The following is a 16,164-nucleotide window of genomic DNA, read 5'->3' on the forward strand; positions in this document are numbered from 1 at the left end:
AACGAAGAGTTATCGGGTTTTTTTATGAGTTTACTTTTTTATCTAACTACAATTTTCGAAGTTTGAGAAACTCCCTTGTTGTTGCTAAACTGAACCAGATACAATTGAGATCTTAATCCTGAAACATTTATAGCCTGTTGTCCAACACTAATACTTTGAGCGAGTACTTTTCGTCCTTGTAAATCGTAGATAACAACATCTAAGTCTTCCTGAGCATTAACAACCAATTCGTTGGCAACAATCGTTGAAACAATAGCAACCTGCAACGGTTCAACATCGTTTACGCCTAAAAGAGGATCATAACGGTAGGTCATAGACATTGGAGTTCCAATTTCATTTCCACCTGCATCTACTTGAAAGAAACGAAACACATAATCTAACTGACTGGATCCATCACCCGGATCTGCGTTATACATATGGTTACCTGGTCCGGTTTGTCCTCCCGGAGCTATAATCATATCCAAACCAATAGGGTAAACTGTACCTATCGCAATTCCTGTGTAGCATTCTCCAAAACACAATTCCATTTGTGAACCGTCTGCGTTGGTGGCGCTTACAAATTCAATTCTCATATTAATCTCTTCGGTAGCAGAGGTATTGTTAACGAAAAATTCTAACGCTGCATGTTCAAAATCTAATGAATTATACGCAACAATATCACCTTCCACAATGGGATTTCCCGCCAAATCTTCTACAGTGAATTGTGCATTCATTACAAACACACTACATAATAGGGATAGCACTAGTAAATTTTTTTTCATTTTATAAAATTTAAATTAATAAAGCATTTTTGTTTAACCAAGTTGGTTGATTCATATTCGGCTAAAATACATTTTTATTGACATCTTCACAATAATATTTTAAATTTTAAGCAGTCTTAACCCCTTTATTTTAAAGAGTTTATTGCGTTTTTAGCGAAAATTCAACAATAATTCAATAATTTTATTTTTTTTCTGAAATCCTATTATTTTAATGGGATAGCACTGATAAAAAGCTTTTACAAATGAAAGTTAAAATTTACCATGTCCAATCGCATTCCAGCAGCTTACTCAGCCTTGTATATTAACAACATCTTTGTATATTTAGCCACTATAATGATTTATTTTTCAAAAAAAACTGAAACATTTCAAAAAAATTATAACATTCACTAAAATTTAGATAAAATGCTGAAAAAATTACCCACCTCCCTAATATTTTTGCTTTTGGCGACCTTTTCGTATGGTCAAACAATTGTAAGTACGACACCCGAAAATAAAAAAGTAGTCCTGGAAGAATTTACAGGATTACATTGTGTATGGTGCCCTGATGGTCATGCCATCGCAAAAGCAATACAGGACAACAACCCCGGTAATGTATTTTTAATTAATATACATGCAGGTGGCTTTGCTGTTCCGAGTGGCAATGAGCCTGATTTTAGAACTCCGGACGGAGAAGGTATCCGAAGTTATTTTGGCGCAAACAGCTACCCTTCAGGGATGGTTAATCGTCATATTTTTTCCGGGAGCACTCCTGTAATGGGAAGAGGGTCATGGACCGGTGCCGCCAATACAACATTGGGACAAGGATCCTATGTAAATGTTGCGGTTGAAGCCGAAATCGATGTTTCTACCAATGAACTTACTGTTCATGTGGAAGCGTATTACACAGGAAACAGCCCGCAAGCAACAAACATGTTGAATGTGGCCTTACTTCAAAATAATACATTAGGACCACAAACCGGTGGAAATATGGGTAACGAGTATGTACATATGCATAGATTGGTAAAACTTATTACAGGGCAATGGGGAGTTTCTATATCTCCTACTACTACAGGATCATTTATTGACCAGACATTTACGTATACTATTCCTGCTATGTATAACAACGTGCCAACCGAATTGGCAGATATGGAAATTGTTGCCTTTGTAAGTGAAACACAAAGTGAAATTCCAAGTGGAGCCGGTGCCTTTCCAACCTATACAGGGTTTGCAAACGCAAATGACGTTTACGCAAGGTATGTAGACGACATTGATGTGCAATGTGGTTTTGATATTACGCCTAAGGTAAATATTCAAAATGTGGGAGCTGATCCATTGACGGCCCTTGCCATTAACTATTCTGTAAATGGTGGTGCTACTCAAACATACAATTGGACCGGTAACCTAACTTCTTTGCAGAATGAAACTGTTGAATTACCGGCTGTTTCCTATACCACACAGCCTGTAAATACAGTGGAAGTCACTTTGGAAAACGACGATAATAATTCAAATAATTCCGTGAGCGGAACCTTTGACAACGCACCTGCGGCTGTTGGAACTGTAACCATGATTTTAAACACCGGAAGCCAAGGAAGTCAGTGTACTTGGGACATTGTAAATTCTGCCGGTGCTACTGTTTACAGCGGAGGACCTTACGGAAACAATGAAACGATCAATGAAACATTCGAATTCACAACCGATTGTTACAGATTTAGCGTATATGATTCGGGTAATAACGGTGGAGGATCCATTGTTTTATACGATACAGCTAATGAAGTGATGTACAGCTCTAATGGAAATTACGGATCGGGAGATTCAGGATATTTCTCATCGGGTGATATTCTTGGTACAGGAGAAAGTGCATTAGAAAGAATTGTATTGTATCCTAATCCGGCAAGCGCCATTTTAAACATCGCAAATGCTGAAAACGCAACAGTAACCATTTATAATTTACTGGGGCAAGAAGTGGCTTCAAAAACTGTTTCTTCAAACAGTGATCAAATAGAAGTTTCAAGATTACAAACAGGAACTTATCTTGTAAAAATTACAATCGATAATGCTGTGAAAGTTGAAAGATTAGTAATATCCAACTAATTCATAACTACTTTTTTTCTAAAAACTCCGACGAAATCGTCGGAGTTTTTTATTGATTATTATCCCTTGTACTTCAACGGAAGGTGTACCACACTTTTTGTTTCAAAAAATGCCTCGCTGAAATAATCTTGCAATGGGAAAATAGTTGCCTTTGGAAAAGAGGAAAGTTCTTCAGTTAAATCGCCTCCCTTTAAATACAAAATACCGTTTTTAAGATTGTGAATGCTTTTCTTCGCAACCCTTTTATCCACCCAGTGCACAAAGGTGTCCATTTGCGCGACGGCTCTGCTTATAATAAAATCGTATTGACCGGACAGTGTTTCTACTCTTGCATTGGTAATTTTTACATTCTGAAGGTCCAAACCACGGCTAACCTCTTCAACTACCTTAATTTTCTTACCAATACTATCTACCAAATGAAAATGTGTTTCCGGAAATAGTATTGCCAATGGAATTCCCGGAAATCCGCCACCGGTACCAACATCTAAAATCTTAGCTTTGGGTTGAAATTGAACTATTTTGGCTATTCCCAGAGAGTGAAGGACATGTCTTAAATACAATTCGTCGATGTCTTTACGGGAAACAACGTTAATTTTCAAGTTCCAATCCTTGTATAATTCTTGCAATTGTGCAAACTGTTGTTTCTGAATATCAGATAGATGCGGGAAATAGTCGAGAAGTGATTCCATTATGAGTTTTGAACAGCTAAAATAGCGGTTCCTTAATAAATTTATGATTTTCAAAGGCAAATTTAGACTTAAGATGCGTATTTTTGCGTTTTCCTAAACGTGAAATCCGCATTTTAAACAAAACACATTTTGAGCAACACACAGATTACCTTCTCAAGAATTGACTCAGCCAAGTTTTTTAGAACCCTCAACAAGCGTGTAAACAATTATTTTAAGGATAATGAAATATCACGTAACGGCAACTGGAGATTACATCTCAAGACCGTTATTATGTTTTCGTTGTTCCTTTCCCCTTACTTCCTTATTCTAACGCTGGACTTTCCATGGTGGGCACAACTGCTGCTCACAATCGTAATGGGTGTTGGAATGGCAGGAGTAGGCATGAATGTAATGCACGATGCCAATCACGGCGCCTATTCTTCCAAAAAATGGATCAATAAAGTTATGGGGAGCAGTATGTACATTCTGGCCGGGAATGTATACAACTGGCAAGTGCAGCACAATGTCCTTCACCATACCTATACGAATATTCATGGCCACGATGAGGACTTGGAAGCTGGAAGAATTCTTCGATTTTCGAAGCACGCAAAATGGTATAAATTCCATAAATTTCAACACTACTACGGTGTATTTTTATACGGGCTGCTCACTTTTAATTGGGCTCTTACTACCGACTTCCAGCAAACGAAGCGCTATCTCTCCAGAAAACTATCTTTTGGGAAGTTCCCGAAACCCGTAGCACAATGGAGTATATTAATTATCACAAAGCTTATCTATTTTGGAGTTTGGATTGCAATTCCAATTCTCTTTTTTGAAATAGCCTGGTGGAAAATTTTAATTGGGTTTTTTATAATGCACTATGTAGCAGGGATGATATTAAGTGTGGTCTTTCAATTGGCACACGTGGTAGAAGAAGCCGATATGGTACTTCCCGATCCTTCAGGAACGATGAAAAATACCTGGGCAATACACCAGTTGTTCACCACTGTAAATTTTTCGACAAAAAATAAAATCATGAATTGGTTTACCGGAGGTTTAAATCACCAGGTGGAGCATCATATCTTTCCAAATATCAGTCACGTGCATTATACAAAGATTTCAGAAATCGTAAAACAGACGGCACGCGAATTCAATTTACCGTATAACGAATACAAAACTACCCGCAAAGCGATTATCGCACATTTTAAACATCTTAGAGAAATGGGGCTAAAACCTGTAGTTCCCGCATAATACCTATGAACCCAAAACTTTCGAATCGTGTTAACGAAATGGCAACTTCGGCCACGCTTGCTATGGCAGCGAAAGCGCGAGAACTGCGCGAAGAAGGCAAAGATATTATTGGTTTAAGCTTGGGAGAACCCGATTTTACGGTCCCCGAATTTGTAAAAGATTCCGCTATTCAGGCGATAAAGGATAATTTCCATGCCTATAGCCCGGTCGATGGTTACGGGGATTTAAAAAATGCCATTATCACCAAATTTAAACGGGATAACGGACTTACCTATACCCCTTCTCAAATTGTGGTATCTACCGGTGCAAAGCAGTCCCTGGCGAATTTGGCGATGGTATTACTGAATGATGGCGATGAAGTGCTCTTACCTGCTCCGTATTGGGTGAGTTATGCAGATATCAGCAAATTGGCAGGTGGAGTTCCTGTTGAAATTCCTTCCTCAATCGAATCGGATTTTAAGGTAACCCCTGAAGCATTGGAGGCAGCTATTACCCCCAAAACAAAAATGATGATTTACAGTTCTCCTTGTAACCCAAGTGGTTCGGTGTACAGCAAGGAAGAACTAAGGGCATTGGCCGATGTATTGGTGAAATACCCCAATATTATTGTGATTAGTGACGAAATTTACGAACACATCAATTTTACGGGCAATCATGCTTCTATGGCACAATTCCCCGATATGTATGACCAAACCGTCACAGTAAACGGAGTGTCGAAAGCCTATGCAATGACCGGCTGGCGTATTGGATACATTGGTGGTCCCGAGTGGATCGCGCGTGCTTGTAATAAAATGCAGGGACAAATTACCAGCGGAACTAACTGTATCGCCCAACGTGCTACGATTACCGCCTTGGAAAATCCACCGAGTAAGATTCAGTATATGGTCGATGCGTTTAAAGAAAGACGTACCCTTATTTTAAATCTGCTTGCAGAAATCCCCGGATTTAAAACCAACGAACCTGAAGGTGCATTTTATGTATTTCCCGATATTACCTATTACTTCGGAAAAACCCTTCGCGGGAAACAAATTAATTCGGCTTCCGACTTTTCTTTGTACCTCCTGGAAGAAGCAACCGTTGCTACTGTTACGGGCGAAGCCTTTGGAGATGCAAACTGTATAAGAATCTCGTATGCAGCTTCCGAGGCAGATATTAAAGAGGCGATGCGCCGAATTAAAGCAGCATTGACCGCATAAATTCTCAAAAATGGCAACAATTTTACTTCTGGGCAGCGGCGAATTAGGGAAAGAATTTGTGATCGCTGCGCAGCGCATTGGCCAAACCGTCATAGCTGTTGACAGCTATAAAAACGCACCTGCCATGCAAGTGGCTCATGGCTATGAAGTAATTAATATGTTGGATGGTGATGCGCTTGATGCCATTGTACTAAAACATAAACCCGATTTTATTGTTCCCGAAATCGAGGCTATTCGCACCGAAAAATTATACAATTACGAAAAGTTGGGAATTACGGTAGTGCCTTCAGCCAAAGCAGCCAACTTTACCATGAATCGAAAAGCGATTCGGGATTTGGCAGCCAAAGAATTAGGACTGAAAACTGCAAACTACAGGTATGCAACCTCGGCCACTTCGTTAAAAAAAGCTGTTGCTGAAATTGGAATTCCCTGCGTGGTAAAACCTCTTATGTCTTCCAGCGGAAAAGGTCAAAGTACAATTTCTTCCGAAGCAGATATCGAAAAGGCATGGAACTATTCTCAGGAAGGGTCTCGAGGCGATGTTGCCGAAGTAATTGTGGAAGCTTTTATTAATTTCAACTACGAAATTACCTTACTCACCTTAACACAAAACAACGGTCCTACCCTATTTTGTCCTCCTATTGGTCACAGACAAGAACGCGGTGATTATATGGAAAGCTGGCAACCTGCAATTATGGAGGACGCGGCTATAAAGGAAGCAAAGCATATGGCCGATAAAGTCACGGCTTCCCTTGGAGGTGCAGGTATCTGGGGTGTCGAATTTTTTGTAGGCGATGAGGGTGTTTATTTTTCCGAATTATCTCCTAGACCGCACGACACGGGAATGGTGACGCTGGCCAATACTCAAAATTTTAATGAATTTGAATTGCATTTACGCGCTGTTTTAAGTCTTCCTATTCCTGAAATTACACTGGAGCGCAAAGGTGCTTCAGCTGTTATTTTGGCTGAAGGCCATTCTGAAAATCCTACCTACGAAGGTATTGAAAAGGTTTCGGGAGCTGTAAAAAGCGATTTCAGAATATTTGGCAAACCTACTTCCCGTCCCTACCGAAGAATGGGCGTTGTGGTTACATACGATTCCTTAGAGAAAGACATTTCGGAAGTTACAGCAAGAGCAAAAACACTTGCCAAACAAATTAAAGTGGTGCTGTAATCTACCTGTTTCGCCAGAAGAATGGCGTTAATAGAATAAGTACGGTAAAGAGTTCCAAACGACCAATTAGCATTAAAAAAGTAGCCCACCATTTTGCCATCATCGGCAGATTTGCATAAGTATTTACAGGTCCCAAATCTCCCAGGGCCGGACCCACATTCCCAAGCGTAGCCGCTGCACCTCCCAGGGCCGTACTAAAATCTAAGCCCATCCACGAGAACACCAAAACACCAACGATAAAGGATAACATATACAGAATAAAAAAGCCCAGAATATTGAATACAATAGGTTGTTGTACCGCTTTATTATTATAACGAACGGGTAAAATAGCATGCGGATGTAGGGTGCGTTTAAACTCGAGAATCCCGTTCTTTATCATGATGAGGTGACGTACAATTTTTACACCCCCGGCTGTAGATCCGGAAGACCCCCCCAGAAACATCAAACCGAAGAAGAATAGCGTTAAAAAGGGCGTCCATAGCGTGAAATCGGCACTTATAAACCCTGTGGTGGTCACCACTGTCAATACCTGAAATAAACCATGTCTTACGGCACTTTCAAATTCTCCATACACCATAGGGTGTGCAATGGTTGAAGCAGACATATCGGCTTGAAAATAAATAATAAGCGCCGCAACTACAGTAAATATAATGATCGACAAGGAGTAAAGTCGAAATTCTTCATCCCTGAAAATCTTTCTGAATTTGGTTTTAAAAGCAAAGTAACTAAGTACAAAATTTGTCCCTGCCAAAAACATAAAAACAATAATGATATATTGTATGAGGGGTCGGTCATTCCAATGCGCGACACTGGCATTCTTTGTTGAAAATCCTCCGGTACTCAAAGTACTTAAAGAGTGATTTATAGCGTCGAAAAAGCTCATCCCTGCCAATTTTAAGAGCAAGGTTTCGGCAAGAGTGTATCCTACATAGATTAACCATAACCTTTTGGCCGTATCAGTAATTCTTGGATGTAACTTATCGCCTCCGGGGCCGGGAGCTTCGGCAGCAAATAACTGCATGCCTCCAATTCCCAGTAAAGGCAGAATGGCAATTGCCAATACAATAATCCCCATCCCACCAATCCAATGGGTGATACTGCGCCAAAACAATACCCCTTTAGGTATTATTTCAATATCGTTTAAAATTGTGGCTCCGGTTGTGGTGTATCCACTCATGGTTTCAAAAAAGGCATCCGTAAAACTCGGAATTGCTCCGGTAAACACATAAGGAAAAGTTCCTGCCAAGGACATAAAAATCCATCCAAAAGTAACAATAATATACCCTTCTCTTTTTTGTATTTCTTTACGATGATTTCGGGTAACCAGCATAATAGCTCCTCCAATCACAAGAGTTACTACGCCGGACATAAACATTTCATACACCACCCCATCATTATAGAGAAAACTCACCGCGGCAGCCAACAGCATAAATGCACCGTTAACCGTGAGCAATAAGCCCATAAGGTGAAAAATAATCTTAAAATTAATGGTAGAGATAGCGCGCATTACACAAAAAGTTTTTCAACCTTGGAAATGGATTGCGGCAAGCAACACACTACAATACGATCCCCGCTTTTTATTCTGAAATCACCCAAAGCAATTAAACCTTCGCCGTTTCTTACAACTCCACCAATGATGGCAGAGCGGGGAAATTCAATTTCTTTAATTAGAGAATCGCAGACCTTGGATGTAGGAGAAACAATAAACTCAAGGAGTTCGGCATTCATATTGTTTAATTTGGTCATTGCAACGACTTCTCCCTTTCTCACATAGCGAAAAATATTGTTTGCCGCCAGTAGTTTTTTGTTGATAAGGGTATCTATACCAATGGAATGCGATAACTGAAAGTAATCCATGTTCTCAACCAGCGCAATTGCTTTTTTTACACCTTTCGATTTGGCAACCAAACAAGACATAATATTGGTTTCACTGTTTCCTGTTACCGAAATAAAGGCATCCATATCTTGAATGGATTCCTCCATAAGTAAATCGACATTGCGTCCGTCCCCGTTTATTACCAAACAACTGGGAATCTCATCGGCTATTTCGAAGGCCTTATTTTTATCGCTTTCAATGAGTTTTACTCTAAAGCTACTTTCACAAAGGTCACGAGCGGTTTTACGTCCAATGTTACTTCCACCCAAGATCATTACGTTCTTGATTTCCTGCCGTACTTTCCCGGTAAGCTTATAAATATGCTCAACTCCCGCTTTGGTGGTTATAAAATAGACCTGATCTCCTTCCTTAAATTGAGTGTCTCCTCGCGGAATTAGAGTGTATTGTGTTCCATAACGCTGTATTGCAATGGGGACATATTTTAATTCGGGGTACTGAAATCCAACTTCCCGAACCGTTTTACCCACAAAAGCCGCAGTACGCGACAAGGACAAGCCAATCATGGTTAATGCGCCGCTTTCAAACTCATAAGTATCGTTAAAGGCACTTTGATTAAGAAGTAATTCAATTTCGTTTGCCGCCAGAGATTCGGGAGAAATTAGTTCGTCTATTCCAAATTTTGTAAATCCCACCTCTTCCTTATTGTCTATAAATTCGGTATTCGAAATACGGGCAATGGTTCGTTTGGCTCCTAATTGTTTGGACAATACACAGACAGTAATATTGGTCGTTTCACTGGAGGTTACTGCGATCACAAGATCGGTTCCCGCCACTTTGGAGTCTTTCAATACAGAAATAGAGGTTGCATCACCCCTAACCACCCGAATATCCAAATGCGTATCGGCATAGGCCAAAGAATCTCTGTTTGTATCTATGAGTGTAATATCCTGGGACTCGAAAGAAAGGAGTTTTGCTAAATGAAATCCAACTTCGCCGGCACCGGCAATAATAATTTTCATCGTTTGTTTCTTATTGTTTTTTTAAATGAGATGGAATAAATAGGAGATTCATTTTAAAAACGAAGTCGGCCATCTCCTATACGCTTGTCATAACTATTTGTAAGCAATAAGTAGGGCAAAGGTATTGAAATTTAATAAAATTAGTGAAAAGCTTCAGAAAATCTATTTCGGCTTCAATTACATTGAAATTGCAAAAAATTGGTAGCTTTGCACGCTATTTGCTATGACTGAAAAAATAACACCCTATAAAGATTCCGACCTCAACAAAAAGAAACAAGTTGAGAAAATGTTCGATACTATTTCGGGGAATTACGACGGACTTAACCGTGTGATTTCGTTGGGAACAGATACCTCCTGGCGCAAAAAGGTGTTAAAAATGGTGGCGGAAAGACATCCAAATTCGATACTTGATATCGCTACAGGAACGGGGGACCTTGCCATTCAGTTTGCTGAAAAAATAAACGCTTCGCGAATTGTAGGGTTGGATTTATCGGAAGGAATGTTGGAAATGGCGCGGAAAAAAGTAACAGGCACACCATTAAATGATAAGATTGAGTTTATAAAAGGTGACTCCGAAGCATTAGACTTTGTCGATGGTTCTTTTGAAGTAATAACTGTTTCCTTCGGAATTAGAAACTTTGAAAATCTGGAAAAGGGACTTTCTGAAATTTATAGAGTACTTGCTCCGGGCGGGCTATTTATAATTTTGGAGACTTCAATTCCGAAAAAATTTCCGTTCAAGCAAGGATATTACTTTTATACGAAAGGATTGCTTCCGTTAATAGGCAGAATTTTTTCAAAAGACAAAGTCGCCTACAAATATTTATGTGAAAGTGCTTCTGTTTTCCCTTACGGAGAAACGCTCAACAATATTTTAAGAAAAATCGGGTTTATAGAGGTGAAAAATAAACCACAAACATTCGGGGTGGCTACTATTTATACAGCTACAAAATAATTATGAAGAAGATACTATTTGTATTAGCAATATTAGTGTTTGCGCAAAGTGCTCACGCACAGCTGTTCAGCAAAGAACGGTTGGCTAATTTGGAAGATTTTGACAAACGTTTTCTTACTTGGGGTTATTTTTTAGGCTTTAACAGCTATGATTTTAAAATTGATTATATCAATCAAGATACAGATGCGAACACCGATGTGCTTGTTGAAGCACAATCGGGTTTTAATGTAGGACTGGTTGGAGACATGCGAATTAACGAATATGTAAATCTTCGTCTTGAGCCCGGATTGTATTACACTCAGCGTAATTTAACCTTTCCAAATTTCGAAGAGCAAAGGGATTTTCTAAGAGAGGTGAAATCTACTTACATCCATGTTCCTTTACTAATAAAATTATCGACCAAGCGCCTTAATAACATTCGCCCCTTTATCGTAGGCGGTGTTTCCACCTCGTTAAACCTATCCAGTGATCAAAAAAATCCGGATGATAATTCTTCTGGGAAATTTAGAATGACGAACGGCACCAGCTATTACGAGTTGGGATTTGGTATTGATATATATCTGTATTATTTCAAATTCACACCTTCCGTACGTGGTGTTTTTGCCATGAGCGACGAGTTGGTTAGAGATGAAGACCCTAACAGTCCATGGACAAGTAACATCGACCAATTATCAACTCGGGGTATTTTCGTAAACTTTACCTTTCAGTAAACCTTCTGAATTCGCTTAACAGAATTGCAGTTGCAGTGGCCACATTCAGGCTTTCGGTATCCTGCCGCACTCCAAATTGAGGAATCGTAATTTTTTCATGCAATAACCCCATAATTTCCTTCGAAATGCCATTGGCTTCGTTTCCCATCACGATTAGCGCTTCTTCGGGATATTTTGCACTATATACATTTGTTCCTTCCATACAGGCACCGTAGACCGGTAGCGGGGAGTTCTTTATATATTCCGAAAGGCTGCAATACACAATTTGAATTCTTACTATAGAACCCATAGTCGCTTGAATTACCTTCGGATTAAAACAATCTGCCGTATCCGGTGAACAAATGAGTTGCGTAACTCCAAACCAATCACATAATCGAATAATGGTTCCCAAATTGCCAGGATCCCTAACTGCATCTAAGGCAATCTGCAGGCCGTTGGTTTGAATCTCTTTTTGTTTTGGGATTTCAAAAATAGCCAGGGAAGTATTGGGAGATTTTAAAAAGCTAATCTTTTGAAGCTCGGCTTCAGATATCCTCACTTCTTTTTCTGAAGCGGTGTTTGTAAATTCGGTTGAAAAATGAGCGTACAGTTTAAGACCTGCTGTTTGCAATTCGGCAATAACTTTTGGACCTTCAGCAACAAATAATCCTGTTTTATCGCGGTACTTTTTTTGCTGTAAACTCGTTATTAATTTTATTTGACTTTTACTTACCAAAATTATCCTATTTTTGAACTTAAGTAAACCTATACGATTGACCCAAAGCCTCACAAAAATATCATTAATTTTAGGATTAACTATCTTTCTTTTATCTTGTGACGCAGTGAAACGCGTTGCAGACGATAAATTTTTACTTACTGATAATACAATAATCGTAGATAGTGTAAAAAGCAAAGACACAAAGGTATACAGTCAGTTAGCTCAAAAACCCAACACCAAGGTATTAGGAATTCCAATAGGTATTCATATTTACAATCTCGCAGATCCTCAACCCGATTCAACCTTCCAGAAATGGTTACATAAAAATCCTAAACGAGAAGAACGCCTGGTACGTTTTCTCTCTCAAAAGCAGGTAGACGAATTGGGCTATAGTTATGTGGGATTAAATAAATGGCTTAAGAAATCGGGAGACGAACCGGTTGTAATTAGTGAATCACGAATAAACAAATCGCTCGACCGTTTGAAACGCTACTATTCGAGTTTCGGGTATTTTAATACCAAAGCCGATTACACCATCAATAAAAACGAGAAGAGGCCCAAAAGAGCTTCAATTACCTACAATGTGCAGCGTTATCAGCCCTATTTTGTAGATAGTATCAGTGAAAATATTAGTTCTCCGGTGGTTGATTCCTTATTCAAAGCTACCAGAACCAGTACATTTATCAAGTCCGGCAAACAGTATGCCGCCAATGATTTTGTGAATGAACGCGACCGATTGACTATTCAGTTTCGAAATTCGGGATTGTATTATTTCGATCAGGACTACGTAGGTTTTGAAGCAGATACCGTAAACACGGGACACAAAGCCAATATTACTTACATAATTCCCGATCGGAAAATTAGCGAAGAAGACAGTAGCCACACCGAACCCTTTAAAATACATACCATCAATGAAGTTCGTGTGGTTACAGATTATTCATTTACCAGACGCAACGAACAATTTAAAGACTCGGCTTCGCACAATGGTTACAAATTGTACAGCTACGACGCCCTTAAATTTAACCCCAAAGCCATAACCGACGCAATTTCAATATCCCCCAATAAAATATTTAAGGATATCGACAGGACTTTGACCTATACTCAAATAAGTGATTTGCGTATTTTTAAATACCCAAACATCTCCTATCAGGAAGATCCTGCAGATACGACCGGAACAGGTCTTATTGCCACAATTTTACTCACCCCTCAGAAAAAATATACCCTGGGAGTAGATTTCGATGTCATCCCCTTCCCTTCCCCAATACAGCAATTTGGGATGGGCTTTAGTTCTACACTATTAATTAGAAACGTTTTTAGAGGTGCAGAAACATTAGAGCTTTCGGGGAGAGGAAGTGTGGGTTCCTCTAAGGATGCCGGAGATGGCAGCAGTAGTTTTTTTAATACCTCAGAGCTTGGAGGCGATATAAAACTTTCCTTTCCAAGAATTCTTTTTCCGATAAACACAGACAAGTTTATTCCAAAGTATATGTCGCCCTTCACCAGTTTTAGTATTGGTGCCAGTGCTCAGAATAATATAGGGTTGGATAGACAAACCGTGAATGCCATATTTAATTATCGCTGGAAGCCGTCAAAGATTCGACGCAATCAGTTAGACCTTATGAACATTCAGTATGTACGTAATTTGGATGTGGATAACTATTTTAATGTGTATCCCAGCTCTTATGATCGTCTTAATGAAATCGCACAAGATGTTGGCTATACGTTTAGCGATCCTGCAAATCCGGTGCTGGAAATTCCGGATGAAGCCAATCAGTTTATCGATGATTTTCTGGATCCTACAAACCAGAATTCAGATTTTTATGATGAGGTGTTGAGTATCTCCGAGCGTCGATTCCGTCTAACGGAAAACAATCTTATTTTCGCTTCCAATTTTATCTGGACACGCGATACCAGAGAGGGCTTACAGGATAATACTTTTTCCAGATTTCGTTGGAAGGCAGAAATTGCCGGTAATGTTCTTTCAGGAATTGCAGGTATCGCAGGCTTACCAAAAGACGCCAATGGAAATTATAAAACCTTTGGAGTGGTTTTCTCACAGTATGCTAAACTGGAAAGTGAATACATAAAACACTGGGAACTGAACGATAAAAATGTGCTAGCATTTAGAGTCTTTGGTGGATTAGCCGTCCCCTACGGCAATAGCAATAGTGTTCCCTTCACCCGAAGCTACTTTGCCGGAGGAACCAATGACAATCGTGGATGGCGTGCATACGACCTGGGACCCGGAAGCAGTGGTGGAATCTTCGACTTTAATGAAGCCAATTTTAAAATCGCTTTGAATGGCGAATACAGATATACTATTTTGGGAGCCTTAAAAGGGGCATTTTTTGTAGATGCCGGAAATATTTGGAACGTTTTCGACAATATTGAGGATCCCGCTTCAAGATTTGACGGGATTCAGGATTTAAAGGAAATTGCAGTTGCATCCGGATTTGGATTGCGATACGATTTCGGATTCTTTGTATTTCGCTTCGATATTGGATTTAAAACCCACGACCCGGGCAGACCGGTTGGAGAACGTTGGTTTAAAGATTATAATTTTCCTAATGCAGTCTATAATATAGGAATCAACTATCCTTTCTAAACCATTAAAATTTGTTATTTTTGCTATTGCGTTTACGAAAACGGATACAAAAAAGAAATCTTACCATTAGCGCCTCCAAAAGCGTTAATTGGCGCATATTAAACCTTACAAATCTATGAGTCATTCTATCATGCCCGGCGTTGCAACGGGAAGAGAAGTTCAGAAAATACACAAATTCGCCAAGGAAAAAGGATTTGCAATGCCTGCCGTTAATGTGGTTGGTTCCAACAGCGTGAATACGGTAATGGAAACTGCTGCTGCCTTAAAGGCGCCGGTTATCATTCAGTTTTCGAATGGTGGCGCACATTTTAATGCCGGAAAAGGACTTTCTAACGAGGGGCAGCGCGCAGCGATTGCAGGAGGAATTACAGGTGCCTTACACATACACGAATTGGCCAAAGTTTACGGAGCAACGGTGATTCTTCATACAGACCATTGTGCCAAAAGTTTATTGCCATGGATTGATGGTTTACTGGACGCGGGAGAAAAACATTTCAAACAAACAGGAGTACCTTTATACAGCTCTCATATGCTGGACCTTTCCGAAGAACCCATCGAAGAAAATATTGAAATCTCCAAGCGCTATTTGGAACGTATGAGTAAGATGGGTATGACGCTGGAAATTGAATTGGGTATTACCGGTGGCGAAGAAGACGGCGTTGATAATAGTGACGTAGACTCTTCAAAATTATATACCCAACCTGAAGAAGTTGCCTATGCCTATGAGGAATTGATGAAGGTTAGCGACCAATTTACGGTTGCGGCTGCCTTCGGAAATGTACACGGGGTCTACAAACCCGGAAATGTAAAATTAACTCCGGTTATCCTAAAAAACTCTCAGGAATTTGTTCAGAAAAAATTCAAAACAGGTCACAATCCTATCGACTTTGTTTTTCACGGCGGAAGCGGTTCTACCTTAGCCGAAATTAGAGAGGCGATTGGATATGGTATTATTAAAATGAACATCGATACCGACCTTCAATTTGCATTTACTGAAGGAATTCGTGACTATATGACAAATAATATTGAGTATCTTAGAACACAAATAGGAAATCCCGATGGTGCCGATGTACCTAATAAAAAACACTACGACCCTCGCAAATGGATGCGCGAAGGCGAGATGACCTTTAAAAAACGATTGGAACAGGCCTTTCACGACCTGAACAATGTAAATACCCTATAACCGGGATTTTTCAATACACTTAAAAACTCCCTCAACCG

13 protein-coding genes are annotated in these 16,164 nt (G+C 39.6%); 8 read left to right on the forward strand and 5 right to left on the reverse strand.

Annotated features, from left to right (window positions below):
• Window positions 1–38: 38 nt before the first annotated feature.
• On the reverse strand, window positions 39–761 hold the full coding sequence (locus ATE92_RS02200) for a T9SS type A sorting domain-containing protein (RefSeq protein ID WP_100802145.1): 723 nt from the start codon (window positions 759–761) through the stop codon (window positions 39–41).
• 402 nt (window positions 762–1,163) lie between these two features.
• Here ATE92_RS02200 and ATE92_RS02205 point away from each other — a divergent pair, with 402 nt between their 5' ends.
• Window positions 1,164–2,831 (forward strand): Omp28-related outer membrane protein, encoded by a 1,668-nt coding sequence (locus tag ATE92_RS02205; RefSeq protein ID WP_100802146.1) that lies wholly within the window; start codon window positions 1,164–1,166, stop codon window positions 2,829–2,831.
• Between the two features lie 59 nt (window positions 2,832–2,890).
• Here ATE92_RS02205 and rsmG read toward each other — a convergent pair whose 3' ends face one another.
• A complete protein-coding gene (rsmG, locus tag ATE92_RS02210) occupies window positions 2,891–3,520 on the reverse strand; it encodes a 16S rRNA (guanine(527)-N(7))-methyltransferase RsmG (RefSeq protein ID WP_100802147.1) in 630 nt (209 codons plus the stop codon).
• 129 nt (window positions 3,521–3,649) lie between these two features.
• Here rsmG and ATE92_RS02215 point away from each other — a divergent pair, with 129 nt between their 5' ends.
• The 3 genes from ATE92_RS02215 to purT are packed head-to-tail and all read left to right on the forward strand — an operon-like array spanning window position 3,650 to window position 7,120.
• Window positions 3,650–4,750: an acyl-CoA desaturase gene (locus ATE92_RS02215; RefSeq protein WP_100802148.1), complete on the forward strand. Its 1,101-nt coding sequence runs from the start codon at window positions 3,650–3,652 to the stop codon at window positions 4,748–4,750.
• A 5-nt stretch (window positions 4,751–4,755) separates the two neighbouring features.
• Window positions 4,756–5,946 (forward strand): pyridoxal phosphate-dependent aminotransferase, encoded by a 1,191-nt coding sequence (locus ATE92_RS02220; RefSeq protein ID WP_100802149.1) that lies wholly within the window; start codon window positions 4,756–4,758, stop codon window positions 5,944–5,946.
• Window positions 5,947–5,956: 10 nt separating this feature from the next.
• Window positions 5,957–7,120 carry a formate-dependent phosphoribosylglycinamide formyltransferase gene (purT, locus tag ATE92_RS02225; RefSeq protein ID WP_100802150.1) on the forward strand — a complete coding sequence of 388 codons (1,164 nt, stop codon included), beginning with the start codon at window positions 5,957–5,959 and terminating at the stop codon, window positions 7,118–7,120.
• A gap of 1 nt (window position 7,121) precedes the next feature.
• Here purT and ATE92_RS02230 read toward each other — a convergent pair whose 3' ends face one another.
• Both ATE92_RS02230 and trkA read right to left on the reverse strand, forming a co-directional pair.
• Window positions 7,122–8,627 (reverse strand): TrkH family potassium uptake protein, encoded by a 1,506-nt coding sequence (locus ATE92_RS02230; RefSeq protein WP_100802151.1) that lies wholly within the window; start codon window positions 8,625–8,627, stop codon window positions 7,122–7,124.
• Window positions 8,627–9,976 (reverse strand): Trk system potassium transporter TrkA, encoded by a 1,350-nt coding sequence (trkA, locus tag ATE92_RS02235; RefSeq protein WP_100802152.1) that lies wholly within the window; start codon window positions 9,974–9,976, stop codon window positions 8,627–8,629. Before trkA ends, ATE92_RS02230 begins: the two co-directional genes overlap by 1 nt.
• 223 nt (window positions 9,977–10,199) lie before the next feature.
• Between trkA and ubiE the strand changes: the two genes are divergently transcribed.
• Together ubiE and ATE92_RS02245 are read left to right on the forward strand one after the other, a co-directional pair.
• Window positions 10,200–10,931, forward strand: a complete 732-nt coding sequence (gene ubiE, locus ATE92_RS02240; RefSeq protein WP_100802153.1) for a bifunctional demethylmenaquinone methyltransferase/2-methoxy-6-polyprenyl-1,4-benzoquinol methylase UbiE — start codon at window positions 10,200–10,202, stop codon at window positions 10,929–10,931.
• Between the two features lie 2 nt (window positions 10,932–10,933).
• Window positions 10,934–11,641 carry a porin family protein gene (locus tag ATE92_RS02245; protein ID WP_100802154.1) on the forward strand — a complete coding sequence of 236 codons (708 nt, stop codon included), beginning with the start codon at window positions 10,934–10,936 and terminating at the stop codon, window positions 11,639–11,641.
• On the opposite strand, the gene ATE92_RS02250 is transcribed toward ATE92_RS02245, so the two are convergent.
• Complete coding sequence (locus tag ATE92_RS02250; protein ID WP_198515587.1) at window positions 11,628–12,356, reverse strand: RNA methyltransferase; 729 nt, start codon at window positions 12,354–12,356, stop codon at window positions 11,628–11,630. The genes ATE92_RS02245 and ATE92_RS02250 overlap by 14 nt on opposite strands.
• A 37-nt stretch (window positions 12,357–12,393) precedes the next feature.
• On the opposite strand from ATE92_RS02250, the gene ATE92_RS02255 reads away from it, so the two are divergent.
• The gene (locus ATE92_RS02255) at window positions 12,394–14,943 is read left to right on the forward strand and encodes a BamA/TamA family outer membrane protein (RefSeq protein WP_100802155.1); all 2,550 of its coding nucleotides are present in this window, start codon (window positions 12,394–12,396) and stop codon (window positions 14,941–14,943) included.
• Window positions 14,944–15,058: 115 nt separating this feature from the next.
• Complete coding sequence (gene fbaA / locus ATE92_RS02260; RefSeq protein ID WP_100802156.1) at window positions 15,059–16,126, forward strand: class II fructose-bisphosphate aldolase; 1,068 nt, start codon at window positions 15,059–15,061, stop codon at window positions 16,124–16,126.
• Window positions 16,127–16,164 lie beyond the last annotated feature (38 nt).

Source organism: Ulvibacter sp. MAR_2010_11 (assembly GCF_002813135.1).
In the GTDB taxonomy this organism is placed as follows: domain Bacteria; phylum Bacteroidota; class Bacteroidia; order Flavobacteriales; family Flavobacteriaceae; genus Altibacter.